The 25,848-nt window shown below is 63.4% G+C and carries 21 protein-coding genes; 13 read left to right on the top strand and 8 right to left on the bottom strand.

Annotated elements, in window-relative coordinates:
• Positions 1 to 29 precede the first annotated feature (29 nt).
• From nusA to gyrA, 12 genes are all read left to right on the top strand, one after another.
• Positions 30 to 1,535, top strand: coding sequence for a transcription termination factor NusA (nusA, locus tag AC0GUR_RS04900; protein ID WP_472876359.1), 1,506 nt, complete (start codon positions 30 to 32; stop codon positions 1,533 to 1,535).
• A gap of 128 nt (positions 1,536 to 1,663) precedes the next feature.
• Positions 1,664 to 4,555, top strand: coding sequence for a translation initiation factor IF-2 (gene infB / locus AC0GUR_RS04895; protein ID WP_472876358.1), 2,892 nt, complete (start codon positions 1,664 to 1,666; stop codon positions 4,553 to 4,555).
• Positions 4,556 to 4,813: 258 nt separating this feature from the next.
• Entirely contained in the window at positions 4,814 to 5,209 is a 396-nt protein-coding gene (gene rbfA, locus AC0GUR_RS04890) for a 30S ribosome-binding factor RbfA (RefSeq protein ID WP_472876357.1), read from the top strand.
• A gap of 65 nt (positions 5,210 to 5,274) precedes the next feature.
• Positions 5,275 to 6,216: a tRNA pseudouridine(55) synthase TruB gene (gene truB, locus AC0GUR_RS04885; protein WP_472876356.1), complete on the top strand. Its 942-nt coding sequence runs from the start codon at positions 5,275 to 5,277 to the stop codon at positions 6,214 to 6,216.
• A gap of 146 nt (positions 6,217 to 6,362) precedes the next feature.
• On the top strand, positions 6,363 to 6,632 hold the full coding sequence (rpsO, locus tag AC0GUR_RS04880) for a 30S ribosomal protein S15 (protein ID WP_114823341.1): 270 nt from the start codon (positions 6,363 to 6,365) through the stop codon (positions 6,630 to 6,632).
• 20 nt (positions 6,633 to 6,652) lie between these two features.
• A complete protein-coding gene (pnp, locus tag AC0GUR_RS04875; RefSeq protein ID WP_472876355.1) occupies positions 6,653 to 8,758 on the top strand; it encodes a polyribonucleotide nucleotidyltransferase in 2,106 nt (701 codons plus the stop codon).
• Positions 8,759 to 8,924: 166 nt separating this feature from the next.
• Positions 8,925 to 9,980: a poly(R)-hydroxyalkanoic acid synthase subunit PhaE gene (locus AC0GUR_RS04870; RefSeq protein ID WP_472876354.1), complete on the top strand. Its 1,056-nt coding sequence runs from the start codon at positions 8,925 to 8,927 to the stop codon at positions 9,978 to 9,980.
• 9 nt (positions 9,981 to 9,989) lie between these two features.
• Positions 9,990 to 11,057, top strand: a complete 1,068-nt coding sequence (locus AC0GUR_RS04865) for a class III poly(R)-hydroxyalkanoic acid synthase subunit PhaC (protein ID WP_472876353.1) — start codon at positions 9,990 to 9,992, stop codon at positions 11,055 to 11,057.
• Between the two features lie 24 nt (positions 11,058 to 11,081).
• Positions 11,082 to 11,267 (top strand): PspC domain-containing protein, encoded by a 186-nt coding sequence (locus AC0GUR_RS04860; protein WP_472876352.1) that lies wholly within the window; start codon positions 11,082 to 11,084, stop codon positions 11,265 to 11,267.
• A 60-nt stretch (positions 11,268 to 11,327) separates the two neighbouring features.
• The gene (gene mtnA / locus AC0GUR_RS04855; protein ID WP_472876351.1) at positions 11,328 to 12,341 is read left to right on the top strand and encodes an S-methyl-5-thioribose-1-phosphate isomerase; all 1,014 of its coding nucleotides are present in this window, start codon (positions 11,328 to 11,330) and stop codon (positions 12,339 to 12,341) included.
• Entirely contained in the window at positions 12,338 to 12,748 is a 411-nt protein-coding gene (locus AC0GUR_RS04850; protein ID WP_472876350.1) for a GtrA family protein, read from the top strand. Before mtnA ends, AC0GUR_RS04850 begins: the two co-directional genes overlap by 4 nt.
• Positions 12,749 to 12,886: 138 nt before the next feature.
• Positions 12,887 to 15,475 carry a DNA gyrase subunit A gene (gene gyrA, locus AC0GUR_RS04845; RefSeq protein ID WP_472876349.1) on the top strand — a complete coding sequence of 863 codons (2,589 nt, stop codon included), beginning with the start codon at positions 12,887 to 12,889 and terminating at the stop codon, positions 15,473 to 15,475.
• 60 nt (positions 15,476 to 15,535) lie between these two features.
• On the opposite strand, the gene AC0GUR_RS04840 is transcribed toward gyrA, so the two are convergent.
• Positions 15,536 to 15,916, bottom strand: a complete 381-nt coding sequence (locus AC0GUR_RS04840) for a DUF427 domain-containing protein (RefSeq protein ID WP_472876348.1) — start codon at positions 15,914 to 15,916, stop codon at positions 15,536 to 15,538.
• Positions 15,917 to 16,022: 106 nt separating this feature from the next.
• Positions 16,023 to 16,502 carry a redoxin family protein gene (locus AC0GUR_RS04835; RefSeq protein WP_472876347.1) on the bottom strand — a complete coding sequence of 160 codons (480 nt, stop codon included), beginning with the start codon at positions 16,500 to 16,502 and terminating at the stop codon, positions 16,023 to 16,025.
• A 232-nt stretch (positions 16,503 to 16,734) separates the two neighbouring features.
• Between AC0GUR_RS04835 and AC0GUR_RS04830 the strand changes: the two genes are divergently transcribed.
• Complete coding sequence (locus tag AC0GUR_RS04830; protein ID WP_472876346.1) at positions 16,735 to 17,637, top strand: DnaJ C-terminal domain-containing protein; 903 nt, start codon at positions 16,735 to 16,737, stop codon at positions 17,635 to 17,637.
• Between the two features lie 72 nt (positions 17,638 to 17,709).
• Here AC0GUR_RS04830 and pilH read toward each other — a convergent pair whose 3' ends face one another.
• The 6 genes from pilH to AC0GUR_RS04800 all read right to left on the bottom strand — a co-directional run bounded on the left by pilH (position 17,710) and on the right by AC0GUR_RS04800 (position 25,723).
• Positions 17,710 to 18,075: a twitching motility response regulator PilH gene (gene pilH / locus AC0GUR_RS04825; RefSeq protein ID WP_430389549.1), complete on the bottom strand. Its 366-nt coding sequence runs from the start codon at positions 18,073 to 18,075 to the stop codon at positions 17,710 to 17,712.
• 69 nt (positions 18,076 to 18,144) lie between these two features.
• On the bottom strand, positions 18,145 to 19,152 hold the full coding sequence (locus AC0GUR_RS04820; protein WP_472876345.1) for a YhdH/YhfP family quinone oxidoreductase: 1,008 nt from the start codon (positions 19,150 to 19,152) through the stop codon (positions 18,145 to 18,147).
• A gap of 34 nt (positions 19,153 to 19,186) precedes the next feature.
• On the bottom strand, positions 19,187 to 19,783 hold the full coding sequence (locus tag AC0GUR_RS04815; RefSeq protein WP_472876344.1) for an LOG family protein: 597 nt from the start codon (positions 19,781 to 19,783) through the stop codon (positions 19,187 to 19,189).
• A 245-nt stretch (positions 19,784 to 20,028) separates the two neighbouring features.
• On the bottom strand, positions 20,029 to 21,453 hold the full coding sequence (lpdA, locus tag AC0GUR_RS04810) for a dihydrolipoyl dehydrogenase (RefSeq protein ID WP_472876343.1): 1,425 nt from the start codon (positions 21,451 to 21,453) through the stop codon (positions 20,029 to 20,031).
• A 141-nt stretch (positions 21,454 to 21,594) separates the two neighbouring features.
• Positions 21,595 to 22,797 carry a 2-oxoglutarate dehydrogenase complex dihydrolipoyllysine-residue succinyltransferase gene (odhB, locus tag AC0GUR_RS04805; RefSeq protein WP_472876342.1) on the bottom strand — a complete coding sequence of 401 codons (1,203 nt, stop codon included), beginning with the start codon at positions 22,795 to 22,797 and terminating at the stop codon, positions 21,595 to 21,597.
• Between the two features lie 82 nt (positions 22,798 to 22,879).
• Positions 22,880 to 25,723 carry a 2-oxoglutarate dehydrogenase E1 component gene (locus AC0GUR_RS04800; protein WP_472876341.1) on the bottom strand — a complete coding sequence of 948 codons (2,844 nt, stop codon included), beginning with the start codon at positions 25,721 to 25,723 and terminating at the stop codon, positions 22,880 to 22,882.
• Positions 25,724 to 25,848: the final 125 nt, after the last annotated feature.

Genomic DNA, 25,848 nt, shown 5'->3' with positions numbered 1-25,848 from the left:
ACGCAGGCAGCGTCTACGGAGTTGCTGCAATGAGCAAAGAACTTTTGCTGGTGGTTGACGCGGTTGCCAACGAAAAGGGCGTACCGCGTGAAGTGATTTTCCAGGCAATGGAAGCCGCCCTCGCGTCCGCTGCCAAGAAGCGCTATCCGGACGAAGATCCGGATATCCGCGTGGTCATCGATCGCCACACTGGCGACTACGAGACCTTCCGTCGTTGGGAAATCATCGCAGACGACGGTGAGATGGAGTCGCCGTTCCACCAGGTGCGTCTCATGGATGCCGTCGACGAGCGCGAAGGCGCCGAGGTCGGCGAGTACATCGAGACGCAGATCGAGAACGCCGAATTTGGTCGTATCGCCGCACAGGCCGCCAAGCAGGTGATCGTGCAGCGCGTGCGCGAAGCCGAGCGCCAGCAGGTGGTCGATGCTTTCCAAGAGCGCGTGGGCGAGCTGGTCACCGGCATCGTCAAGCGCGTCGAGCGCGGCAACGTCTACCTCGACCTGGGCAGCAACGCCGAAGCCTTCATTCCGCGCGACAAGACCATTCCGCGTGAGTCGGCTCGCGTGGGCGACCGCGTTCGTGGCTACCTCTACGAAGTGCGTTCGGAAGCCCGCGGCCCGCAGCTGTTCGTGTCGCGTGCCGCACCGGAATTCATGATCGAGCTGTTCAAGCTCGAAGTGCCGGAAGTGGGCCAGGGCCTGGTCGAGATCAAGGGTTGCGCCCGCGATCCGGGCGATCGCGCCAAGATCGCCGTGGTGGCCCATGACTCGCGTACCGATCCCATCGGCGCCTGCATCGGCATGCGCGGCTCGCGTGTGCAGGCCGTGTCCAACGAGCTCAACGGTGAGCGCGTGGACATCATCCTGTGGCACGAGAACCAGGCACAGTACGTCATCAACGCCATGGCGCCGGCGGAAGTGCAGTCCATCATCATGGACGAAGAAAAGCACTCCATGGATATCGCCGTCGCTGAGGACAAGCTGTCCCAGGCCATCGGTCGCGGCGGCCAGAACGTGCGCCTTGCCAGCAAGTTGACCGGCTGGCAGCTCAACGTGATGACGCAGGACCAGGTGGCCGCCAAGAGCGAAGCCGAGCAGGAAGCCGCTCGTCAGCTGTTCATGGACAAGCTGGAAGTGGACCAGGAGATCGCCAACATCCTCGTGCAGGAAGGCTTCTCCAGTGTCGAAGAAATTGCCTACGTGCCCAGCGCCGAGCTGCTGGCGGTCGAAGGCTTCGACGAAGATATCGTCGAGGAACTTCGCGCCCGCGCCCGCGACGCGCTGCTGACCGAGGCGCTGGCAGTGGAAGAGAGCATCGACGAGCATCAGCCGTCGGAAGAGCTGCTGCACCTGCCGGGTATGGACGAGGCCACTGCGTTCGCGCTGGCTTCTCGAGAGATCGTGACGGTGGACGACCTGGCCGACCTGGCCGTCGACGACCTGATCGATATCGATGGTATGGATGAAGATCGCGCAGCGGCGCTGATCATGGCTGCACGTGCGCCGATGATTGCGCGCTTGGAGAAGGGTGGCTAACCGCGGGCGGCAGCGCCCTGGATGGGCGCGCCGAGGAGAGCTCACAAGGCTCTCCACCAGGGATGGGGGTGGCCGTGCAGGCAAGGCCGCACGGACGATAAGCGCGGGAACGGCGGAGAAAGAACACGATGTCCGGTGAAACGATCAAACAACTCGCCCAGAGCATGAAGGTGCCCGTCGACAAGCTGCTGACGCAGCTGAGTCAGGCCGGCATGTCCTTCTCAGATCCTGAGCAGATCATCAGCAGCACTGAAAAGATGAAGCTGCTTGGCTTCCTGCGGCGCAGTCACGGCAAGGACGCGCCCGCCGAAGGCGAAAGCGCCTCGCCGCGCCAGATCACCCTCAAGCGCAGCACGCGCGGTGAACTGAAGCTCTCCACGCCAGGCGGCCGTGGTGCGACCGGTGGTGCCAAGACGGTCAACGTCGAAGTGCGCACCAAGCGCACCTACGTAAAGCGCAGCGTCATCGCCGAGGAAGCCGGTGGCGACGTCGAGCGCGAAGACGCCGCGCGCAAGCTGCACGAATCGCAGCAGCAGCGCGAGCATGAAGAAAACGAGCGTATCGAAGCCGACCGCCTCCGCCAGGAAGAAGCCGAGCAGCGCGCGGAAGAAGCTGAGCGCCAGCGCCAGGCCGAAGAAGAGCACCGCCGTCAGCAGGCGGTGGCTGAAGCGGCCGCGCGCGCCCAGGAACAGCAGGAGCGTGAGGCAGCCGCAGAAGCGGCCGCAGCACGCGTGGAGCAGCCCGTGGTCAGCGAGCCGGCAAAGGTTGAGCCGGCGGCTGAGAAGCAGGCGCCGGTCGAACAGGCTGTGCAGAGAATCGACCACAGCTCGCTCGGCATGATCGTGCCGCGCATCCACGAGCCTCGTCGCCGTGAGAAGAAGGTGGTCATCACCCCTGCCGCACCGGCGCCGAAGCCTGCGCCGGCAGCGCCCGCAGCGGCCCGGCCTGCACCCGGCACCGCCCGACCCGCACCCGGTGCGGCTCGGCCCGCACCCGGTACCCCGGGTGGCGCCGCGCCGGCTAGCGCTGGCGCAGCCGGCGGCAACGGCCGCGACAACAAAGCCAAGTACGGCCGCGATCGTGACGATTCGCCGGGCGGGAAGCGCTTCGCCGGTGGCGAACTGCATCTGTCCGATGCCGATCGTGCCCGTCGCTCCAGCAAGCGTGGCAAGCCTGGCAAGGGCCAGGGCCGTGATGTGCCGCGCGGCGGTTCGCCGGCGTCCAGCGGCCCGCACGGCTTCACCCGTCCGACCGCCGCCGTTGTGCGGGAGGTCGTGATTGGCGACAACAACGTGGTCGCCGATCTTGCCAACAAGATGGCGGTCAAGGGTTCGGAAGTGGTCAAGGCCCTCTTCAAGATGGGCGTGATGGCCACCATCAACCAGACCATCGACCACGACACCGCGGTGTTGGTGGTCGAAGAGCTCGGCCACAAGGCTGTGGCGGTGAGCGAGAACAACGCCGAAGCCGCGCTGGCTGCCCACACGCAGAACGCAGAGCTGGAAGGCGAGAAGAAGCCGCGTCCGCCGGTGGTCACCATCATGGGCCACGTCGACCACGGCAAGACATCCACGCTCGACTACATCCGTCGCACCAAGGTGGCGTCGGGTGAAGCGGGTGGCATTACGCAGCACATCGGTGCGTACCACGTGGAAACGCCGAAGGGCGTCATCACGTTCCTCGACACCCCGGGCCACGCGGCGTTTACGTCCATGCGTGCCCGCGGTGCCCAGTCCACGGACATCGTGGTGCTGGTGGTGGCTGCCGACGACGGCGTCATGCCGCAGACGGCCGAAGCCGTGCAGCATGCGCGTGCCGCCAAGGTGCCGCTGATCGTGGCGCTCAACAAGATGGACAAGTCCGACGCCAACCCGGACCACGTCAAGCAGGGCCTCGGCAACCTGGAAGTGATTCCGGAAGAGTGGGGTGGTGACACGCCGTTCATTCCGATCTCGGCCAAGACCGGCATGGGCATCGACGACCTGCTCGACGCGATCCTGGTCCAGGCCGAAGTGATGGAGCTGACGGCGGTCGAAGACGGCCCGGCGTCCGGCGTGGTGATCGAGTCCAGCCTGGATCGCGGTCGCGGTCCGGTAGCGACGGTGCTGGTGCAGCAGGGCACGCTCAAGCGCGGCGACTTCGTCGTCTGCGGCATCGAGTACGGCCGCATGCGCGCGTTGATCGACGAGAGCGGCAAGACCGTGCAGGAAGCCGGTCCGTCCATTCCGGTGCAGGTGCTGGGTCTGTCTGGCGTGCCGGAATCGGGTGACGACTTCGTGGTGGTTGCTGATGAGCGCCTCGCCCGCGAAGTCGCGGCCGAGCGTCAGCTCAAGCGCCGTGAAACGCGCATGGTCAGCAAGGCCAACCGCCTTGAGGACATCATGGCCCAGATGGGTCAGGGCCAGCAGCAGACGCTCAACATCCTGGTCAAGGCCGACGTGCAGGGTTCGGTGCAGGCGTTGCGCGAGTCGCTCAGCCAGATCGGCAACGAGAATGTGAAGGTCAACGTGATCGCAGCCGGCGTCGGCGGCATCACCGAGTCCGACGCAACGCTGGCAGCGGCCTCCAAGGCGCTGGTCATCGGCTTCAACGTCCGCGCCGATGCTTCGGCACGCAAGGTGATCGATACCTCGGGCCTCGACGTCCGTTACTTCTCGATCATCTACGACGTGATCGACCAGGTGAAGCAGGCAGCCTCCGGTCTGCTGGGCAAGGAAGTGCGCGAAGAGATCATCGGCGTCGCTCAGGTGCGCGAAGTCTTCCGCAGCTCCAAGTTCGGTGCGGTGGCCGGTTGTATGGTCATCGAAGGCACGGTCAAGCGCAGCAAGCCGATCCGCGTGCTTCGCGACAACACCGTGGTCTTCCAGGGCGAACTGGAGTCGCTGCGTCGCTTCAAGGATCTCGTCGACGAAGTACGCAACGGCATGGAATGCGGTATCGCCGTGAAGCAGTACAACGACGTCAAGGTCGGCGACCAGATCGAATGCTTCGAGCGTATCGAGGTGGCCCGCACCCTGTAACGGTGACGGACCCGTCCATCGGGTCGTCACCCCAGTGGTGGTTTTATCGGCGGGCGGTGTGGACAACCACATCGCTCGCTTCGTTTTTTCGGGGCCGGCCATGTGGACGGGCCCCAGATAGAACAGTGCGGCCTTGGGTGGCCGCTTTTTGACCTTCGCGTTCGCGGATGAACGCAAGATCCATTGAAGAGTGCGGCCATGGATGGCCGCTTTTTGAAGTCGCGTTCATGGATGAACGCAAGAACCAAGGAGTGCGTCATGCCTTCACGCGATTTCAAGCGTACCGACCGCGTCGGCGCGGAACTGCGCCGCGAACTGGCCTTGCTGGTCCATGCTGCCGTGCGCGATCACGGTCTGCCGTCTGTCAGCGTGTCGGACGTCGAGGTCACTCGTGACCTCGATTGGGCCACGGTTTGGGTCACCGCGCTGCAGCCGGAGCGTTCCGTGGAGGCCATGAAGGCGCTCAAGGAGCTGGCGGTGGAGTTCCGCCGCGAACTGTCGCGCACCATGCGCCTGCGCCGGGTGCCGGAGCTGCGCTTCAAGTATGACGACTCGGTCGACAAGGGCGAGCGCATTGAAACGCTGCTCCGCCAGGACAGTGCGCGCAACCCGGCGCCGTCCACCGACGAGGCCGAGGATGCCGCCGAGGACTGAGGGCGTGTCTATCGTAACGAGATGGCTCGTGCGGCCTGACCAGGGCAGCGGGCTGGCACGACCTCATGAGTAAGAAGAAAAGCCGCATCCGCTTTCGCGACCTCCATGGCATCGTCCTGTTGGACAAGCCCTTGGGTCTGAGCTCCAACGAGGCCTTGCAGGTCGTTCGCAAAGGCATTTTCAGGGCGGAGAAGGGCGGCCACACCGGCGCACTCGATCCGCTCGCCACGGGGCTGTTGCCCTTGTGCTTCGGCGAGGCCACCAAGCTTGCCGGCATGCTGCTGGGCTCGCGCAAGGCTTACCTGGCCGAGTGCAAGCTGGGCGCCACCACTGCGACGGGCGATCTCGAGAGCGAGGTCGTATTGGAACGGCCGATCCCTGCACTCTCCGACGCGGCTATCGAAACCGCTTTGGCAAAGCTCCGCGGACGCATCACCCAGGTGCCGCCCGTCTATTCGGCGATCAAGCTCGATGGCGAGCCGCTCTACGTCAAGGCGCGGCGTGGCGAAGCCGTGGATGTGCCCTCGCGCGAGGTGGATATCTATCGGTTGGACCTGGTTAGCCGTTCGGACGACAGCCTCACCCTCTACGTCGAATGCGGCTCGGGTACCTACGTGCGCAGCCTGGCGGTGGACCTTGGCGAAGATCTGGGTTGCGGCGCCCACCTGACGGCCTTACGTCGGCTCTGGGTCGACCCGTTCAGGGAGCCGGCCATGGTGACCGTGGAGCAGCTTGAGGCGGCGGCAAATCAGGGCGACGATGCCTTGCTGGCGTTGCTGTTGCCGGTATCGGCCGGCTTGGCCGACCTTCCAGAGCTGCACCTGGATGCGGAGCGCACCACCGCTGTCTCACAGGGGCAGCAGATTGCGCTCGATCCAGCGATGAGCGGGCGGCTGGCCGTGTTCGGCGAGGACGGTCGCCTGCTGGTGCTGGGCGAAGCGGTGGGCGGGAAGCTGCACATCGTGCGCGGTTTTAACCTGCCGACGACCCCACAGCTTGGCAGTTGACCATGACGGTCTTGTTGTCATAGGGCTCCGCTCGCTACAATACGGAGCTTGTTCAAGAATTTTCATCCATCAAGGCGAAGCTTGCGCAACGTCATCCTGTGACGTTGCGCAAGCTTCGCACCCGTTTTATTTAGGAAGAGATACCCATGTCCCTTACCGCAGAACAGACCGGCAAGATCATTGCTGACTTCGGCCGCGTGGCGAACGACACCGGTTCGCCGGAAGTGCAGGTCGCCCTGCTGTCGGCCCGCATCGACCACCTCACCGATCACTTCAAGGCTCACAAGCAGGATCACCATTCCCGCCGCGGCCTGCTGAAGCTGGTCAACCAGCGCAAGCGTCTGCTTGGCTACCTGAAGGATCGTGACCTGGCTCGTTACCAGAGCCTCATCGAGCGCCTCGGCCTCCGTCGCTAATCCTCACTAGGACACATAAAGTGGCGAAAGTAACCAAGTCATTCCAGTTCGGTAATCACGAAGTCACACTGGAGACGGGCGAAATCGCCCGCCAGGCTTCCGGTGCCGTCATGGTCAGCATGGGCGGCACGGTTGTGCTGGTCACCGTGGTGGCCAATGCCAAGGCGAAGGAAGGTCAAGACTTCTTCCCGCTCACGGTCGACTACGTGGAGAAGTTCTACTCCGCCGGTCGTATCCCGGGTGGTTTCTTCAAGCGCGAAGGCCGCCCGACCGAGAAGGAGACGCTCACCTCGCGTCTGATCGATCGTCCAGTGCGCCCGCTGTTCCCGGAAGAGTTCAAGAACGAAGTGCAGGTCATCGCACAGGTCGTTTCGCTGAACCCGGAAATCGACGGTGACATCCCGGCCATGCTGGGCGCGTCCGCCGCGCTGAGTCTCGCCGGCATCCCGTTCAAGGGCCCGATCGGCGCTGCCCGCGTCGGTTACGCCGATGGCAAGTACCTGCTGAACCCGACCGCTTCCGAGCTGAAGAGCTCGAAGCTGGACCTGGTCGTCGCCGGTACCGCCAACGCCGTGCTGATGGTCGAGTCCGAAGCACAGCTGCTGTCGGAAGACGTGATGCTGGGCGCCGTGGTGTTCGGTCACCAGCAGATGCAGGTGGCCATCCGCGCCATCGCCGAGCTGGCCACCGAAGCTGCCCGCCCGTCCATGGCATGGCAGGCTCCGGCCCGCAACGAGTCGCTGGTCGCTGCACTGCAGGGCGCCGTCGGCGGCCAGCTGGAAGCCGCCTTCCAGGTGCGTGACAAGCTGCAGCGCCGCGACGCCATCGCCGCCATCAAGTCGGACGTGCTGGCCTCGCTGGCTGCCGATGCCGAAGCCAAGGGCTGGGACAAGGCCGAGCTGTCGAAGGAATTCGCCGAGCTCGAGTACCGCACCATGCGCGACGGCGTGCTGAAGACCAAGGTCCGCATCGACGGTCGCAACCTGGACGACATCCGTCCGATCACCGTCCGTGTCGGCGTGCTGCCGCGCACCCACGGTTCGGCGCTGTTCACCCGCGGCGAAACGCAGGCGCTGGTCGTGACCACGCTGGGCACCACCCGCGATGCGCAGATCATCGACGCGCCGGAAGGCGAATCGAAGGATGCCTTCCTGTTCCATTACAACTTCCCGCCGTTCTCGGTGGGTGAGGCTGGTCGCTTCGGCGCGCCGAAGCGTCGCGAGATCGGCCACGGCCGTCTCGCCAAGCGTGGCGTGCAGGCTGTCAAGCCGACCATCGAAGAGTTCCCGTACGTGGTCCGCGTGGTCTCGGAAATCACCGAGTCCAACGGCTCCTCGTCGATGGCTTCGGTGTGCGGTTCGTCGCTCGCCATGATGGACGCCGGCATCCCGCTGAAGGCTCCGGTGGCGGGTATCGCCATGGGCCTGGTGAAGGAAGGCAACGACTTCGTCGTGCTGTCCGACATCCTGGGTGACGAAGATCACCTCGGCGACATGGACTTCAAGGTGGCCGGTAGTGCCGATGGCATCTCCGCGCTGCAGATGGACATCAAGATCGACGGCATCACCGAAGAGATCATGCGCACGGCGCTGGATCAGGCCAAGCGTGGTCGTCTGCATATCCTCGGCGAAATGGCCAAGGTGATCAGCACTGCGCGCACCGAGATGAGCGAGTTCGCCCCGCGCCTGCTCACCATCAAGATCCATCCGGACAAGATCCGCGAAGTCATCGGCAAGGGTGGCGCCACCATCCGTTCGATCACCGAAGAGACCGGTACCACCATCGACATCAGCGATGACGGCACGGTGGTGATCGCCTCGGTCAACCGCGAAGCGGCCAACGCCGCCAAGGCGCGTATCGAGCAGATCGTTTCCGACGTCGAGCCGGGCCGCATCTACGAGGGCAAGGTCGCCAAGCTGATGGACTTTGGTGCGTTCGTCACCATCATGCCGGGCAAGGACGGTCTGGTTCACGTCTCGCAGATTTCCAGCGAGCGCGTGGAGAAGGTCTCCGACAAGCTGAAGGAAGGCGATATCGTCAAGGTCAAGGTGCTGGAAGTGGATAAGCAGGGCCGTATCCGCCTGTCCATGAAGGCCGTGGCCGAGGACGAAGGCGCCAACGCCTAAGCCTCCAAGGCTGCAAGAAGTCGCGAAAGCCCGGCCCTGTGCCGGGCTTTCGTTTTTCCGCACTGCATCAACTTCCGGCACACCGAATCGGGACGCCCTAATGGGCTTTTTGCGTTCGCTGCAACCTGCTTTTGCTAGGATGCCCGGACATGATGAGGGCGTGGGTATGGCCGATCAGGCAAGTGATTTCTTGAAGGGTTACCAGGTACTGGCACAGCAGTCCTGGGATGCCTGGACCCGTTATCTGCAACAGCAAACTCCCCCCTCCCATCCGTTCGCCACATCAACCCCGCACTACGGCGGGGGAGACGATGTGCTCGCTCGCAGCATGGCGGCGTTGAAGGGCTACGGCGAATGGCTGCAAGGTGCCGTCGGCAGCGGCCTGGGGCAGACGCCGACAGACTGGCAACAGTCGTTGCAACACCTGTTCACCAACCTTGGTGGCCAACCTTTCGGTCACGCCTTTGCCAGCATCGACAGCGAAGCGGCGCGCAGTTTTACGCAGATGTGGCAGACGTGGCTGCAGGCCAATCCGTCGGTGGCGGGTGGCTTCCAGTTCGATGTGGAACACATGGCGGCGTTTGGCTACACACGCGAACGCCAGCTGCAGCATCAGGCACTGATGGCCGCGATGCAGGAATACGTCGCGCGATCGGGCAAGTATCAGGCCTTGATTCAACGTGCCAACAACGAAGGTTTCGAGCGCCTGCAGGCCAAGCTGACCGAGCTTGCCGATGCGAAGCGACAAGTGGAGTCGCTCAAGGGGCTCTACGATCTTTGGGTCGACGGTGTGGAAGAAGCCTACGCACAGATCGCGCTGTCCGAGGAATTTCGTCAGGCCTACGGCGACATGGTCAACGCGCAGAGTCGCGTACGCCAATTGCAGCAGGAGCAGCTGGAGGCGATGTGCAGCGAGATGGGTATCCCAACTCGCAGCGAAGTCACGGCTCTCGGCAAGCGCATGCATGAACTGCGTCGCGAGATGCGCGCCAACGCAGCGTCAGGCGGCGCAGATGAAGTGGCGGCCCTGCGCGCGGAAGTAGCAGCGCTGAAACGACAGCTGGCTGGTAAGCCGGATGAGGCAAAAGCCGCCAAGAAGGCACCGGCGCGCAGCGGCAAGCGCGAACACGAGGAAGAGGCTGGCGTGCGCCGCGCCAAGCCGGCCGCGGCCGTGGTTGCCCGCAAGTCCGTCTCTCGCGGCGCCACGCGCACGCGCAAGTAAGGAGCGATCATGTACTCACCGCTACGCCTCGATCCGGCTGCACTGATGGGCGAGATCACTGCCTTCCAGCGCAAGCTTTCCGCTGGCCTGGGCAACCTCAAGCACCAGCGTGAGCCCGAGTACGCCAACACGCCGCGCGAAGTCGTGTATCGCGAAGACAAGCTCACGCTCTGGCACATGAAGGGGCAGGGCAAGCCCACGGCAAAAACACCGACGCTGATCGTCTACGCACTGGTCAACACGGTGTGGATGACGGATCTGCAAGACGATCGTTCGCTGGTGCGTAATCTGCTGGAGCAGGGCGAAGACATCTATCTGCTCGACTGGGGTTATCCCGATGGCACTGATCGCTGGTTGACGCTGGACGACTACATCAACGGCTATCTCGACCGCTGCGTGGATGCGGTGCGCAAGCATGCCGACGTCGAGGCCATCAACACGCTCGGTATTTGCCAGGGCGGTACGTTCTCGCTGTGCTATGCGGCCACGCATCCGGAGAAAGTGAAGAACCTCATCACCATGGTGACGCCGGTGGATTTCCAGACGCCGGACAACATGCTGTCGAGCTGGGCACAGGCCATCGACGTGGATCTGTTCGTCGACACTATCGGCAATATTCCGGCCGAGCTGCTCAACTGGGTGTATCTCACGCTCAAGCCGGTGCGCTTGAATCAGCAAAAGTATGTGGGCCTGGTCGACATTCTCGACAACCCGAAAGAGCTGCAGAACTTTCTGCGTATGGAACGCTGGATCTTCGATTCCCCGGATCAGGCAGGCGAAGCGTTCCGCGAGTTCATCAAGGAGTTCTATCAGCAGAACAAGCTGATCAAGGGCGACGTGGTGATCGGTGGCAAGCCAGTCGACCTGGGCATGATCACGCAGCCTGTGCTCAACATCTTCGCCGAGCAGGATCATCTGGTACCGCCGGACGCTTCGCGCGCACTGGGCCGCCATGTCGGCACCACCGATTACACGCAGCTGGCCTTCAAGGGCGGCCATATTGGCATTTATGTGTCCGGGCGCGCGCAGCGTGAGGTCCCGCCGGCTATCCATCAGTGGCTTAGTACGCGAAACTGAGCCATTCCACTGGAGGGTAGGGTTATGGAGAAGCGTCTGCACCGATCGCTCACGGACCGGAAGATTGCCGGTGTCTGTGGCGGTATCGCCGAGTACCTCGGCTGGGATCCGACGTTGGTGCGCATCCTGTGGTTAGTGCTTACCTTCCTCGGTGGCTCCGGTGTGGTTGCTTACCTGGTGCTCTGGCTCGTGATGCCTGATGGCCCTTGATTTCCGCGACGGGCACAACGTCCCGTCGCTTTCCGCTTTCATCGAGTAGCAAAGCAGTTTATGGATTACGACCGTTACGACCGCATTCGTGCCGTGCAGTGGCAGGGCGATTATCTTCGCCTGCTTGATCAGCGCCTCCTTCCGCAGGAAGAGCGTTGGATCGACTGCAGCAACGCCGCCCATGTGACCCAGGCCATCAAGGACCTGGCAGTTCGTGGTGCGCCCGCCATCGGTATCGCAGCCGCATGGGGTGTGGTGCTTGCCGCCAAACAAGGCGAGCCGCTGGTGCCGGCCATGGCCATGTTGCGTGCCGCGCGCCCCACTGCGGTGAACCTGATGTGGGCGCTGGACCGCATGAAGGCGCGTATCGACGCGGGTGCCGACGCTTCAGCGCTGGAGCGCGAAGCACAAGCCATCCAGGACGAAGATCTGGCCGCCAATCGCCATATGGGTGAGCTGGGCGCTTCGCTGATCGCGCCCCACTCGGGTGTGCTGACCCACTGCAATACCGGTTCGTTGGCCACCTCAGGTTTTGGCACCGCGTTGGGTGTCATCCGAGCAGGTGTGGCTGGTGGCCGCATCGAGCACGTGTTCGCAGGCGAGACCCGTCCGTGGCAGCAAGGCGCCCGCCTCACCATGTGGGAGCTGGTTCGTGACGGCATTCCCGCAAAGCTCATTGCCGACTCGGCGGCATCGCACCTGATGCGTTCGGGCGCAGTGCAGTGGGTGATCGTGGGCGCGGACCGTATTGCCGCCAATGGCGACACCGCCAACAAGATCGGCACCTACCAGCTCGCCATTGCCGCACGCCATCACGGCGTGAGGTTCATGGTGGTGGCACCGTCCTCGACGGTGGACATGGCGACTGCCTCGGGCGAAGACATCGAGATCGAGCTGCGCGAATCGGCCGAACTGTTGTCGGTGGCTGGCCGCCGTACCGTGGTGGATGGGGCCGATGCGTGGAATCCGGTGTTCGACGTGACGCCGGCCGACCTGATCGACGCCATCGTCACCGAGCGCGGAGTGATCGAGCGCCCGACCACGCTGGCCATGCAGGCGATGTTTGGTCGATGAGTCTTCGTCGCCAGGTTTTGCTTTTCGGTGTCGGCGGCGTCATCGGCCTGGTGGTCGATGCGGGCGTAGTGCAGGCGTTGGTCAGCTGGGGTGGCTGGAACCCGTACCTGGCGCGCGTCGTGTCGTTTCTGGCCGCTGCCACGTCGACCTGGCTGTGGAATCGCCGCTATACCTTCTCGCATCGCCACAGTGGGCGCTCGCTCTTGACCGAGTGGGCCCACTGGATCGCCTTGATGAGCGTGGGTGCCGTGGTCAACTACGGCGCTTACGCGGCCATTCTTTTCCTTTATCCGTGGCTGCACGAGTGGCCCTCACTGGCTGTGGCCGCAAGCTCGGCGGCAGCCTCGCTGGTCAATTTTGCGACAGCGCGCGGCGTGCTTTTCAATCGCGCCAAAACGATAACGTAAGCCATTGATTTTACATGTGAAAATAGTGTGAATCCGGCGCCAAACGTGTTACACTTCGTGGGTTGTCTTTAGGTCGCCGGTGCACGTGCTGAATCGCGCGTGCCGAGCGACCCTTTTCATCATCAGGGAAGCCGATTGATGGCAGAACTCGCCAAAGAAGTCATCCGCGTCAACATCGAAGACGAGATGCGCCAGAGCTACCTCGATTACGCCATGAGCGTGATCGTGGGACGCGCCCTTCCGGATGTCCGCGATGGTTTGAAGCCGGTGCACCGCCGCGTCCTGTTCGCCATGAACGAACTGGGCAACGCCTGGAACAAGCCCTACAAGAAATCGGCCCGCGTGGTCGGTGACGTCATCGGTAAATACCACCCGCACGGCGATTCGTCCGTTTACGACGCCATCGTGCGCATGGCCCAGCCGTTCTCGCTGCGCTACATGCTGGTCGATGGCCAGGGTAACTTTGGTTCGGTCGACGGCGACAACGCTGCAGCCATGCGTTACACCGAGGTGCGCATGTCGCGCCTCACGCATGAAATGCTGGCCGACATCGACAAGGAAACCGTCGACTTCGGTCCCAACTACGACGAGAGCGAGCACGAGCCGCTGGTGTTGCCCACTCGCGTGCCGGCCTTGCTGGTGAACGGCTCGGCCGGTATCGCCGTGGGCATGGCCACCAACGTGCCGCCGCATAACCTCAACGAAGTCATCGCCGCCACCATCGCGCTGATCGACGAGCCGTCGCTGTCGATCGACGACCTGATGCATTACATCCCCGGTCCGGATTTCCCGACGGCGGGCATCATCAATGGTTCGTCGGGCATCGTCGAGGCGTACCGCACCGGTCGCGGCCGCATCCTGGTGCGTGCACGTGCGGAGATCGAAACCGAGTCGAATGGCCGCGAGACGATCATCGTCCACGAGCTGCCGTACCAGGTGAACAAGGCTCGCCTGATCGAGAAGATCGCCGAGCTGGTCAAGGAAAAGAAGCTCGAGGGCATCAGCGAACTGCGCGACGAGTCCGATAAGGACGGCATGCGCATGGTCATCGAGATCCGTCGCGATGCGATGGCCGATGTGGTGCTCAACAATCTGTTCCAGCAGACCCAGCTGCAGGTGACCTTCGGCATCAACATGGTTGCCCTGTTGGACGGCCAGCCGCGTCTGTTGAACCTCAAGGACATCCTCGAGGCGTTCATCCGTCACCGCCGAGAAGTGGTGACGCGCCGTACCATCTTCGATCTGCGCAAGGCTCGCGCCCGCGCCCACATTCTGGAAGGTCTCACGGTAGCGCTCGCCAACATCGACGAGATGATCGAGCTGATCCGCACCTCGCCGTCGCCGCAGGAAGCACGCGAGCGCATGCTTGCCCGCAAGTGGGAGCCGGGCATGGTGTCCGCGCTGCTCGCTGCATCTGGTGCCGAGGCGTCGCGTCCGGAAGACATGGATCCGCGTGATGGCTTGAAGGCCGACGGTTACCAGCTGTCCGAAGTGCAGGCCCAGGAAATCCTGCAGATGCGCCTGCATCGCCTCACCGGCCTGGAGCAGGACAAGCTGTCGGACGAGTATCGCCAGGTGCTCGAAACCATTCGTGGCCTGATCGAGATCCTGGAAGATCCTGCGCGTCTGCTCGCGGTGATTCGCGATGAGCTCATCGCGGTCAAGGAAGAGTTCGGCGACGATCGCCGCACCGAGATCCAGCACTCGCAGGAAGACCTCAACGTTCTCGACCTGATCGCGCCGGAAGACGTGGTGGTCACGCTGTCGCACACCGGCTACGTGAAGCGCCAGCCGGCCAGCACCTATCGCGCGCAGCGTCGCGGCGGCAAGGGCCGTTCGGCTTCCGCACTGAAGGACGAGGATTTCGTCGAGCAGCTGTGGGTGGTCAACACCCATGACACCCTGCTCACCTTCACCAGCACCGGTCGCGTGTACTGGCTCAACGTGTACCAGATGCCGGAATCCGGCCCGAATGCACGCGGTAAGCCGATGGTGAACCTGCTGCCGCTGGGCGAGGGCGAGAAGGTGCAGGCCGTGCTGCCGGTACGCGAGTACACGGAAGACCGTTTCGTGTTCTTCGCCACCAAGCAGGGTACGGTGAAGAAGACTCCGCTGAAGGAGTTCGAGTACCAGCTGCAGAAGGGCAAGATCGCCATCAACCTCGATGAGGGTGATGCACTGGTCAATGTTGCGCTGACCGATGGCAATAGCGATGTGCTGCTGTTCGCTTCCAACGGCAAGACGGTGCGTTTTGACGAGTCCGAAGTGCGTTCGATGGGCCGTACCGCCACCGGCGTGCGCGGTATGAAGCTGGCCGATGACGCTGAAGTGGTGTCGCTGATCGTGGCCGCCGAGGGTGACATCCTCACCGCAACCGAGCGTGGCTACGGCAAGCGCACGGTGCTTGAGGAGTTCCCGAAGAAGGGGCGTGGCACGCAGGGCGTGATCGGCATCCAGTGTTCCGAGCGTAACGGCGCATTGGTCGCTGCCACGCAGGTGACGGAAGCCCACGAGATGATGTTGATCTCGGATCAGGGCACCTTGGTGCGCACGCGTGTGGCGGAAGTTTCGCAGCTGAGCCGTAACACTCAGGGCGTGACGCTCATTCGTCTGCCAGCGGATGAGAAGCTGGTCAGCGTGGTGCGTTTGGATGCTGAAGCAGAGAACGGTGAGGGCGAAGAAGGCTCCGCCGAATCCGCTGTGGAAACGCCGACCGACGGCGAGTGATGCCTCGTTGTAGAGCAATAAAAAAAAAGCCCGGCTATGCCGGGTTTTTTTTGGGTGACGTCAGCCCTCAGAATCTTCGATGGCGTCGACGCGTGTGGGATAGAACGCCAGATACTCCTTGATCGGAGCAACGGCATCGTACGGATGTTCATACGTCCAAACGGCGTTCTTTGAGCGCTCGCCGCCGATGGGAATACTGAAGTACGAACACTCGCCCTTATACGGGCAGTACGTTTGGTGATCAGTGCGCTCCAGCAGCGACATGTCCACGTCGTCGCGAGGGATGTAATGCACGGCCGAATAGGAGGCTTCACTCAGGCTCAGGGAACGCCGCGTATCAGCGACGATGCGTCCAGCCACGCGCACCACGATGTGCGCACGGCTGGGCGTGATGTCGATGGGGTGGTCAGGCCCGGGTAGGCGTTGTTCTCGGCTGGACATGCAGTGGCTCCCGATGGATGGATGCGCGAGCCCAGACCGTACTACGGCGCGTGGTAAGGAATGGTGCAGAACGCAAAGCGCGCATTCCGATCACAGCCGATCATCGTCAACCGATGGCTTCGAGTATTGCCTCGGCGGTCGATACGCGAAACTCGCCGGGTGCTTCCACCTGCAAAAGCTTCACCACGCCATCCTCGGCATACAAGGCAAAGCGTCGTGCACGCAGGCCCATGCCGTAGGCGCTTCCGTCCAGGTCCAGCCCCAGTGCGCGAGTGAAGCTGCCATTGCCGTCAGCCAGCATCAGCAGTTCGGGCGGTACCTTCTGCGATGCGGCCCAGGCCTGCATCACGTAGGCATCGTTGACAGCCAGGCACATCACCTCGAGGCCACGTTCGCGGAACTTCGCAAAGTGCTCCACGTAGCCCGGGAGATGACGGTTGGAGCAGGTCGGGGTAAAGGCGCCGGGCACGGCAAACATCACCACCTTTTTCCCAGCGAACAGCTGCCCGGTCTGGGCCGATGCGGTGTCGGCGCCGATGGTGCGGATCTCGATGTCTGGCAGGGTCTGGCCGACCTGGATGGTCATGGGTGGGTGCCTGAAGAGTGGGAAGGGATTACAAATGCTAGCGCTGGTGAGGGGCGCTTGTCGCCTTGAATCACGCGGCTTTCGCACCCATTTGCAACACCATAGAGAGGGTGGCGCCGCGTCGCCATGCATGACCGTATCGTACTGGGCGGGCCTTGCCTTGCCTGCGGGCTTGCGGGGACGATGTTTTCCCGCATGCTGGCGGGGGCGGGCGGTTCGCCGGGGAGTAGCTGTGGAATTCAAAGACTATTACGACATCCTTGGCGTAAAGCCGGAGGCCACCGAGGCTGAGATCAAGGCGGCCTATCGCAAGCTGGCCAAGAAATATCACCCGGACAAGAACAAGGACGCCGGGGCGGAAGACAAATTCAAGGCAATCAACGAAGCCAACGAAGTGCTTCGTGACACGGAAAAGCGCCGTGCCTACGACGAGCTGCGTGCTGGCGGATACCGCGGCGGCGAGCAGTTTCGGCCGCCGCCGGGCTGGGGTCAGGGCCATGGCTTCGATTTTGGCGGCGATGGCGGCGGCGACTTCAGCGATTTCTTCGAGAGTCTGTTCGGGCGTGGCGGCGCTGCCGGCCCCCGCGGCGCGCCGCGGGCACGTCGCGGTGGCGACGTGCATGCGCACGTGCAGATCGATCTGCAGACCGCTTTCGACGGCGGCAAGACTCGACTTGCCCTGCAGGATGGCAGCGGTGGCGAGCGCGTGCTGGAGGTGAAGATCCCTGCGGGTATCCAGCCAGGACAGGTCATCCGCCTGGGAGGGCAGGGCCATAGTGGTTCGGGTGGCGCCCCGAACGGCGACCTGCTGTTGGAAGTGGGTATTCGCGACGATGCGCGTTTCCGTTTGGATGGTCGCAACGTGCTGCATGTGCTGCCGCTTGCCCCGTGGGAGGCGGCATTGGGCGCCACCGTGCCAGTACCCACCCTGGCGGGAACGGTGGACCTTCGTATCCCTGCGGGCTCCCAGTCGGGGCGCAAGCTGCGCCTGAAGGGGCGTGGCCTGCCGGGCGCCCATCCCGGTGATCAACTGGTGGAGCTTTCGATCCGCGCGCCACTGGCGGATACCGACGAGCAGCGCCAGGCTTATGAGGCGTTGCGCGAACAGTTCGACGGTTACGATCCGAGGCGCTGACCATCATCGCGCGGCAAAAAAAGAACGGCGCCGAAAGGCGCCGTTTCTCTTGGTGAAACCGCTCGCTGACCGTTACGCCGGCAGCAGTTCCTTCAAGGTGACCACCAGTTCCTCTTCCTTGATCGGCTTGGTGACATAAGCCTTTGCACCCTGGCGCAGGCCCCAAACCTTGTCGGTCTCCTGGTCCTTGGTGGTGACCAGCACAACGGGGATGTGCGAGGTATCCGGATCCTTGCTGATGGTGCGAGTAGCCTGGAAACCATTGAGGTTCGGCATCACCACGTCCATCAGGATCAGGTCGGGGCGTTCACGCCTGGCCGCTTCGACACCTGCCGCGCCGTCTTCCGCGGTCAAGGCCTCGTGCCCGAGCTTTTCGACGATACGCTTGATGCCCAGCAACTGCGACGGCGAATCGTCGACGATCAGGATGCGTGCCATAAGGTGGAATTCCCCTTGTTGTTTCCCATGGATTCTATGACGCTGTTGCGGCGCTTCCAAGCACAGCGGTCACACCGCCTCACTCACACGCACCAGGGTGCGTCCGAACGACTCGCCCTCAAGCATGCGGTTGAACACCTCTGGCAGCTGTTCCAGCGTCACCTCTCGCGTGGCGATACGCTCAAGATGCTGCGGCTTCCAGTCGGTGGCAAGGTGTTGCCACACACGGTCACGAATGTCGCGCGCCGTGCCCGCGGAAGCAATACCCAGCACGCTGGCGCCACGAATGATGAAGGGCATCACGGTACTTTCGTAAGTGATGCCGCCAGCATTGCCGCAGATGGCGATATTGCCGTAGGGCGCGATCAAGGGCAGCAGGCCGGCGAGCATGGCACCGCCGACGTTGTCCAGCGCGCCACCGAAGCGCACCGAGTCCATCGGTTTGCCGCTGAAACCCAGTTGATGCCGGTCGATGCACTCGGCGGCGCCGAGATCGCGGAGGAAGTCGAAATGCGCCGCCTTGCCGCTGATCGCATGCACGGCATAACCGGCGCGAGTAAAGATATCGACGGCCAGCATGCCCACGCCGCCGGTAGCGCCGGTCACGGCGATTGGGCCCAGTGCCGGCGTCTGGCGATTGTCCTGCATGCGCAGCAAGGCGAGCGCGGCGGTGAATCCGGCGGTGCCCAGGATCATGCTTTCGCGCAGGCTCAGACCCTTCGGCAGCGGAATGGTCCAGGCTGACGACAGGCGGATGTACTCGCCGTAGCCGCCGTCACGGGTTTCGGAAAGACCGCTACCGGTGCACAACACCGCGTCACCTTCCTTGAACGCTGGATCGGTCGAGGCGACCACCCGGCCGGCGGCGTCGATGCCGCCATTGAGCGGGTACTGCCGGAGAATTTTCCCCTTGCCGGTGCCGGCAAGTGCGTCCTTGTAGTTGACCGAGGAGTAGGCGACCTGAACCAGCACTTCACCGGGACTCAACGCGTCGGTGCTGATCGTCTCAATGCCACCGCGGTAGCCCGCGTCGTCGTTGTGGATGCGAAAGGCGCGAAAGGCTTGGGGAGTGTTCATGCCAGATCCTGTCTTAGTGCACGCGGGGCCGGATTCAGGCCTTGACGCTGCTGCGATCGATCCATTTGGGCGTATAGACGCCTTCGTACTGTTCCATCCAGTCGAACAGCTGCTGCATATCCTTGCCGAACCAGATGCAGTCGCGTTGTTCCGGCCTCACAAAACGCTCGGCCACCATGTGATCCATCATCGCGCGCAACTGGGTGTAATAGCCGCGTACATCGAGGAAGGCACAGGGATAACGATGCAGGCCGAGCTGTGCCCAGGTCAGCATCTCGAACATTTCGTCCATGGTACCGAAGCCGCCGGGCAGAGCAACAAAGGCGTCGGAGAGCTCATACATGCGTGTCTTGCGCTGGTGCATGGTTTCCACCACCACCAGTTCGGTAAGACCGACGTGCGCCACTTCCAGGTCAACCAGCTGGCGAGGAATGACGCCAATGACGCGCCCGCCGCCCGCGATGACGGCATCGGCCACGGTGCCCATCAGGCCCACCTTGCCGCCGCCGTAGACCAGCGCGATATCGCGACGGGCCATTTCCGTGCCGAAGGCGCGAGCCTGGTCGATGTATTCCGGGTGATTGCCGCTGCTGGAGCCGCAGTAGACGCAAAGGGCGGTGGGTTTGGGCATAGGAACAAAATGACGGGAGGTTGAGACGGTCGTCATTCCGGCGTAGGCCGGAATCCAGTAACCGCGCGATGGGACTGTCGCGATACGGCAAGCTGATTTAGCTCTTTCGCGACAAGCATACGATGTGGCTACTGGATTCCGTCCTACGCCGGAATGACGACTATGTGTTGTACTTCGGCACGTGCCATAAAACAAAACGGCCCGCTCATGTCGCCACGAGCGGGCCGTTGTGGACCTGATCTCGATCAATTGCCCTTGTGGATCGCGCGCTTGTCGACCGACAGAGCGGCTTCGTGCACGGCTTCCGACAGCGTCGGGTGCGCATGGACGATGCGGGCCAGGTCTTCGGAGGAGCCCTTGAACTCCATCGCGACTACGCACTCGGCGATCAGCTCGGACACGCCCGGGCCCACCATGTGCACGCCGAGGATGCGGTCCGTCTCAGCGTGGGCGAGCATCTTCACCTGGCCGATGGCCTCGTTCATGGCCACGGCGCGGCCGATGGCGGCGAACGGGAAGGTGCCGACCTTGTAGGGGACGCCTTCTTCCTTCAGCTGCTTCTCGGTCTTGCCGGCCCAGGCGATTTCCGGCTCGGTGTAGATCACCCACGGCACGGTGTCGAGGTTGATGTGGCCTGCCTTGCCGGCGATCCACTCGGCCACGGCCACGCCTTCTTCGGAACCCTTGTGCGCCAGCATCGGGCCGCGCACGGCATCGCCGATGGCCCACACGCCGTTGACGCCGGTGTGGTTGTGCTCGTCGACCACGATGCGGCCGCGCTCGTCCACCTTCACGCCGGTGTCGGCAGCCAGCAGGCCGTCGGTGTAGGCGCGGCGGCCCACGGCCACCAGCAGCTTGTCGACGGTGAGTTCGTGCGAACCGTCCTTGTCCTCATAGGTCAGGGCGACTTCGTTGCCCTTCACTTCGGCCTTGGTCAGCTTGGCGCTGAGCTTGATGTTCAAGCCCATCTTGGCGAATTCCTTCGCCGCGATCTTGGCGATGTCCGCGTCGGCGACGCTGAGGAAGTCCGGCAGGGCTTCAAGCACGGTCACGTCCGAACCCAGGCGCTTCCACACGCTGCCCAGCTCCAGGCCGATCACGCCGGCGCCGATCACGCCCAGGCGCTTCGGCACTTCGGTGAAGTCCAGCGCGCCGGCGTTGTCGACGATGAACTTGTTGTCGAACTTGGCGAACGGCAGCTCGATCGGCACCGAACCCGAGGCCAGGATCACGTTGGTGGCGCTGATGGTCTGCTTGGCGCCATCATTGCCGGTGATTTCGACTTCGTTGTTCTTGAGCAGCTTGCCCTTGCCGAAGAACGGGGTGACCTTGTTGGCCTTGAACAGCTGCCCGATACCACCGGTGAACTGCTTGACGATCTTGTCCTTGCGGCCGATGAAGGTGCCCAGGTCAACCTTGGCGCCTTCCACCGTGATGCCGTGCACCGGCAGGTTGTGCGCGATGTTGTAGTACTGCTTGGACGAGTCCAGCAGCGCCTTGGACGGGATGCAACCCACGTTGAGGCATGTACCGCCGAGGGCCTGCTTGCCGTCCTTGCCGACAAAGGCGTCGACGCAGGCGGTCTTCAGGCCCAGCTGCGCGGCGCGGATCGCGGCCACATAGCCGGCAGGGCCTGCGCCGATGACGATGACGTCGAATTTTTCGCTCATGGTTGTTCCTGGCTGTGCGACGCGCTAGGGGAGCGCGTCACATGTAAAGCGGGAGATGTGTGCGGCGAGCGCGGATTCAATGCCAACGCTCACCGCCAGAGCTTCGTTACTTAATGCATGTGAGCGGGGCGCTCACATGCGTCAGAGACCAAGAAGCATGCGCTGCGGGTTTTCCAGCTGGTTCTTGATGTCGACCAGGAACAGCACCGCGTCCTTGCCGTCGATGATGCGGTGGTCGTAGGACAGCGCCAGGTACATCATCGGGGCGGCGATCACCTGGCCGTTCTCGACGATGGCGCGCTCCTTGATGGCGTGCATGCCCAGGATGGCGCTCTGCGGCGGGTTCACGATCGGGGTCGACAGCAGCGAACCGAAGGTGCCGCCGTTGGTGATGGTGAAGGTGCCACCCTGCAGGTCGTCCAGGCCCAGCTTGCCGTCACGTGCCTTCTTGGCGTAATCGAGAATGCCCTTCTCGACATCGGCGAAGCCCATGTCCTGCACATCGCGCAGCACCGGGGTCACCAGGCCCTTGTCGGTGGACACGGCGATAGAGATGTCCTGGTAGCCGTGATAGATCACGTCGTTGCCGTCGACCGAGGCGTTGACGATCGGGTGGCGCTTCAGCGCTTCGGCGGCAGCCTTCACGAAGAAGCTCATGAAGCCCAGCTTCACGCCGTTGGTCTTCTCGAACGACTCGCCCAGCGCCTTGCGCATCTTCACCACTTCGGCCAGGTTCACTTCGTTGAACGAGGTGAGCATGGCGATGGAGTTCTTCGACTGCATCAGGCGCTCGGCGATGCGGGCGCGCATGCGGGTCATCGGCACGCGCTCTTCCGGACGCGAACCCGGGGTCGGCTTGACGGCCGGCGCAGCGGCGGCGGGAGCGCCACCCTTGCCGTAGTTGACCAGGTCTTCCTTGGTCACGCGGCCATCGCGGCCGGTGCCTGCGACCTTGGATGCGTCGATGTTCTGCTCGGTGGCCACGCGCAGGCCGGCCGGCGACAGATCGGCGTTGCCAGCTTTGGCGGCAGCGGGAGCGGCCGGGGCAGCAGCGGCCGGAGCCGGAGCGGCTGCGGCAGGAGCAGCAGCCGGTGCGGCGGCCACGGCGCCTTCCTCGATCACCGCGATGACCTGCTGGCTGTTCACGGTGTCGCCGGACTGGAACTTGATTTCCTTCAGCACGCCGTCAACCGGCGAGGGCACTTCCAGCACAACCTTGTCGGTTTCGAGGTCGACCAGGTTTTCGTCGCGCTTGACCGCTTCGCCGGCCTTCTTGTGCCAGGTAGCGATGGTGGCGTCGGAGACGGACTCGGGCAGGACGGGAACTTTGACTTCGATCGACATGTGGATTCCTTGGATTAGCGCATTCATCCCTGAACGCAAAAGTGGAAAAGCGGCCGTCCATGGCCGCACTTTTCAGGATTTTTTATTCGGCTGCGTGGTCGGTGCCGACCGGTGCGACCAGTGCCTGCTCGACCAGAGCCGCCTGTTCGGCGACGTGGGTATTCAGATGGCCCGCTGCCGGTGCTGGCGAACGCGAGCGACCCGCGTACGACAGGCTCTGCTTGCTGCCGATGCAGGCCTGCAGGTGGTGGCGGATCTGGAACCATGCGCCCTGGTTCATCGGCTCTTCCTGGCACCAGATCACTTCCTTGGCGGAAGGATACTTTTCCAGTTCGGCCGTGACCTGCGGACGCGGGAACGGATAGAGCTGTTCCACGCGCACGATGGCGACGTCGTTGAGGCCCCGCTTCTCGGCGTCTTCCAGCAGGTCGTAGTAGACCTTGCCCGAGCAGAACACCACGCGCTTGACCTTCTTGGCGGCCACTTCGCGGTGCTCGGGAATCACCAGCTGGAAGCTGCCATTGGCCAGCTCGTCCAGCGTGGACACAGCCAGCTTGTGACGCAACAGCGACTTCGGCGTCATCACGATCAGCGGCTTGCGGGTCGGGCGGACCATCTGGCGGCGGATCATGTGGAACGCCTGGGCCGGCGTGGTCGGCACGCAGACCTGCATGTTGTCCAGCGCGCACAGCTGCAGGAAGCGTTCAAGGCGAGCGGAGGAGTGCTCCGGACCCTGGCCTTCGTAGCCGTGGGGCAGGAACAACGCCAGACCGCACAGACGATTCCACTTGGCTTCGCCCGAGCTGATGAACTGGTCGATCACCACCTGCGCGCCGTTGGCGAAGTCACCGAACTGGCCTTCCCAGATGTGCAGGGTGTAGGGGTCGGTGGTGGCGTGACCGTACTCGAATGCCATCACTGCTTCTTCGCTGAGCAGCGAATCGATCACTTCGACGTCGGCGCCGGAACGCACGTCGGCGAGCGGCATGTAGGTGTAGCCGGTCTTCTGGTCATGCAGCACGGCATGGCGATGGAAGAACGTGCCACGGCCCACGTCCTGGCCGACCAGGCGCAGGTTGTAGTTTTCGTCGATCAGCGTGGCGTAGGCCAGGTTCTCAGCGAAACCCCAGTCGCCCGGCAGTTCGCCAGCGGCCATCTTGGCGCGGTCGTCATAGATCTTGGCCACGCGCGACTGCAGCGTCATGTCCTTCGGCACCACCAGGATCTGGTTGGCCAGCTCGACCAGGCGCTGCTTGGCAATACCGGTGTTGGTCTCGGTAGACAGCTTGCCACCGATGAACTTGTCCCAGTCGACTTCGATGTCCTTGATCAGGGCCGTGGTGAGCTCGGTCATCGGCTCGCCAGCCTCGAGGCGGCTGCGGTAGTCCTCGAACATCTTCTGCGCGTCGCCATCGGCGATCACGCCCTGCTTGACCAGCTCCTGCGCATACAGGTCGCGGGTGGTCGGGCGCTTGCGGATGATCTGGTACATCACCGGCTGGGTGGCGGACGGCTCGTCGGCCTCGTTGTGGCCGTGGCGGCGGTAGCACACCAGGTCGATTACGACGTCCTTGCGGAACTGCTTGCGGAAGTCGTAGGCGAGGCGGGTAGCCTGGATCACTGCTTCCGGGTCATCGCCGTTCACGTGGAACACCGGCGCATTCACCATCTTGGCGATGTCGGTGCAGTACAGCGTGGAGCGGGTGTCCTGCGGGTTGGAGGTGGTGAAGCCCACCTGGTTGTTCACCACGATGTGCAGGCTGCCGCCGATCTTGAAGCCGCGGGCCTGGGACATGTTGAACAGTTCCATGTTCACGCCCTGGCCGGCCAGCGCTGCGTCGCCGTGCACCAGCACGGCCATGGACTGCTTGCGCTCGGTGTCGCGGCGGCGGATCTGGCGCGAATGCACCGAGCCGGCCACCACCGGGTTGACGATTTCCAGGTGCGATGGGTTGAACGCCAGCGCCACGTGGGTGCCGCCGTTCGGCGTCTTGACGTCGGCGGAGAAGCCCATGTGGTACTTCACATCGCCCGAGTGCGCCGGATCGTCCGGATGGTCCCACTTGCCTTCGAATTCGTTGAAGAGCGTACGCGGCGGCTTGCCCAGGATGTTGACCAGCATGTTGAGGCGGCCACGGTGGGCCATGCCGATCACCACTTCCTTGATCCCGTTGTCGCCGGCAGCACGGACCACGTCATCCACCATCGGGATCAGGCTGTCGCCGCCTTCCAGCGAGAAGCGCTTCTGGCCGACGTACTTGGTGTGCAGGTAACGCTCAAGGCCTTCAGCGGCGGTCAGCTCGGCGAGCACGCGCTTCTTGCCTGCGGCGTCGAGGCCGGCGCTGCCGGCGGCCTGCTCCATACGGGTATAGAGCCAGTTGCGCTGCTCATGGTTGCTGATGTGCATGAACTCGACGCCGAGGGTGTTGGTGTACACCTTCTTCAGTCGAGCCAGCAGGTCGCGCAGCTTCAGGCGCTGGCCGCCACCGGCGAAGTTGCCGCAGTCGAACTCGGTATCCAGGTCGGCGTCGGACAGACCGTGGAACGAGGGTTCCAGATCCGGAGCCGGCAGCTTCTCGGCCAGGCCGAGCGGGTCGAGGTTCGAGGCCAGGTGGCCGCGCGAACGGTACGCGGTAAGGATGCGCAGTACGCCGGCCTGCTTGCGGGCGTGGGCGTCATCGACAGGGCCTGCAACGGCGACGCCGTTACGGCGCTGCTTTTGCGCGGCCTCTATACGCGCAATGGCCGCAGAGTGGGGCACATCCCCCGACTCGCGGCCTTTGAAAGTCTCGAAATATTTGCTCCAGGTAGCGTCGACCGACGAAGGGTCTGCCAACCACGATTCATAGAGCTGTTCAACGTAATCGGCGTTGCCGCCGGCGAGTTGGGAGGATTCGAAAAACTCGCGGATCAGATTAGTGCTCACGTCACCACCGGTGAGGAAGGGAGGCTTGCAGCGGTTCCGGCCGGGGATGGCCGGTTGGCTGAGAAAAATCCCGTTAATTATAGCCCTTGGGTGCTGCGACGCGGCAACCCAAAAAGCTCCCTTGA

This window comes from Dyella sp. PARNA 12/25 (assembly GCF_055702865.1).
Note: the sequence above shows the minus strand (reverse complement) of the source record. Positions and strands in the feature narration are given on the sequence as shown.

Coding starts and splice junctions, on each gene's coding strand:
- AC0GUR_RS04850 (WP_472876350.1), top strand. CDS start 12,338: ATGAGTCTTCGTCGCCAGGTTTTGCTTTTCGGTGTCGGCGGCGTCATC.
- rbfA (WP_472876357.1), top strand. CDS start 4,814: ATGCCTTCACGCGATTTCAAGCGTACCGACCGCGTCGGCGCGGAACTG.
- odhB (WP_472876342.1), bottom strand. CDS start 22,797: ATGTCGATCGAAGTCAAAGTTCCCGTCCTGCCCGAGTCCGTCTCCGAC.
- rpsO (WP_114823341.1), top strand. CDS start 6,363: ATGTCCCTTACCGCAGAACAGACCGGCAAGATCATTGCTGACTTCGGC.
- AC0GUR_RS04860 (WP_472876352.1), top strand. CDS start 11,082: ATGGAGAAGCGTCTGCACCGATCGCTCACGGACCGGAAGATTGCCGGT.
- AC0GUR_RS04840 (WP_472876348.1), bottom strand. CDS start 15,916: ATGTCCAGCCGAGAACAACGCCTACCCGGGCCTGACCACCCCATCGAC.
- AC0GUR_RS04835 (WP_472876347.1), bottom strand. CDS start 16,502: ATGACCATCCAGGTCGGCCAGACCCTGCCAGACATCGAGATCCGCACC.
- pilH (WP_430389549.1), bottom strand. CDS start 18,075: ATGGCACGCATCCTGATCGTCGACGATTCGCCGTCGCAGTTGCTGGGC.
- lpdA (WP_472876343.1), bottom strand. CDS start 21,453: ATGAGCGAAAAATTCGACGTCATCGTCATCGGCGCAGGCCCTGCCGGC.
- gyrA (WP_472876349.1), top strand. CDS start 12,887: ATGGCAGAACTCGCCAAAGAAGTCATCCGCGTCAACATCGAAGACGAG.
- AC0GUR_RS04870 (WP_472876354.1), top strand. CDS start 8,925: ATGGCCGATCAGGCAAGTGATTTCTTGAAGGGTTACCAGGTACTGGCA.
- mtnA (WP_472876351.1), top strand. CDS start 11,328: ATGGATTACGACCGTTACGACCGCATTCGTGCCGTGCAGTGGCAGGGC.
- truB (WP_472876356.1), top strand. CDS start 5,275: ATGAGTAAGAAGAAAAGCCGCATCCGCTTTCGCGACCTCCATGGCATC.
- AC0GUR_RS04820 (WP_472876345.1), bottom strand. CDS start 19,152: ATGAACACTCCCCAAGCCTTTCGCGCCTTTCGCATCCACAACGACGAC.
- infB (WP_472876358.1), top strand. CDS start 1,664: ATGTCCGGTGAAACGATCAAACAACTCGCCCAGAGCATGAAGGTGCCC.
- AC0GUR_RS04865 (WP_472876353.1), top strand. CDS start 9,990: ATGTACTCACCGCTACGCCTCGATCCGGCTGCACTGATGGGCGAGATC.
- AC0GUR_RS04815 (WP_472876344.1), bottom strand. CDS start 19,783: ATGCCCAAACCCACCGCCCTTTGCGTCTACTGCGGCTCCAGCAGCGGC.
- nusA (WP_472876359.1), top strand. CDS start 30: ATGAGCAAAGAACTTTTGCTGGTGGTTGACGCGGTTGCCAACGAAAAG.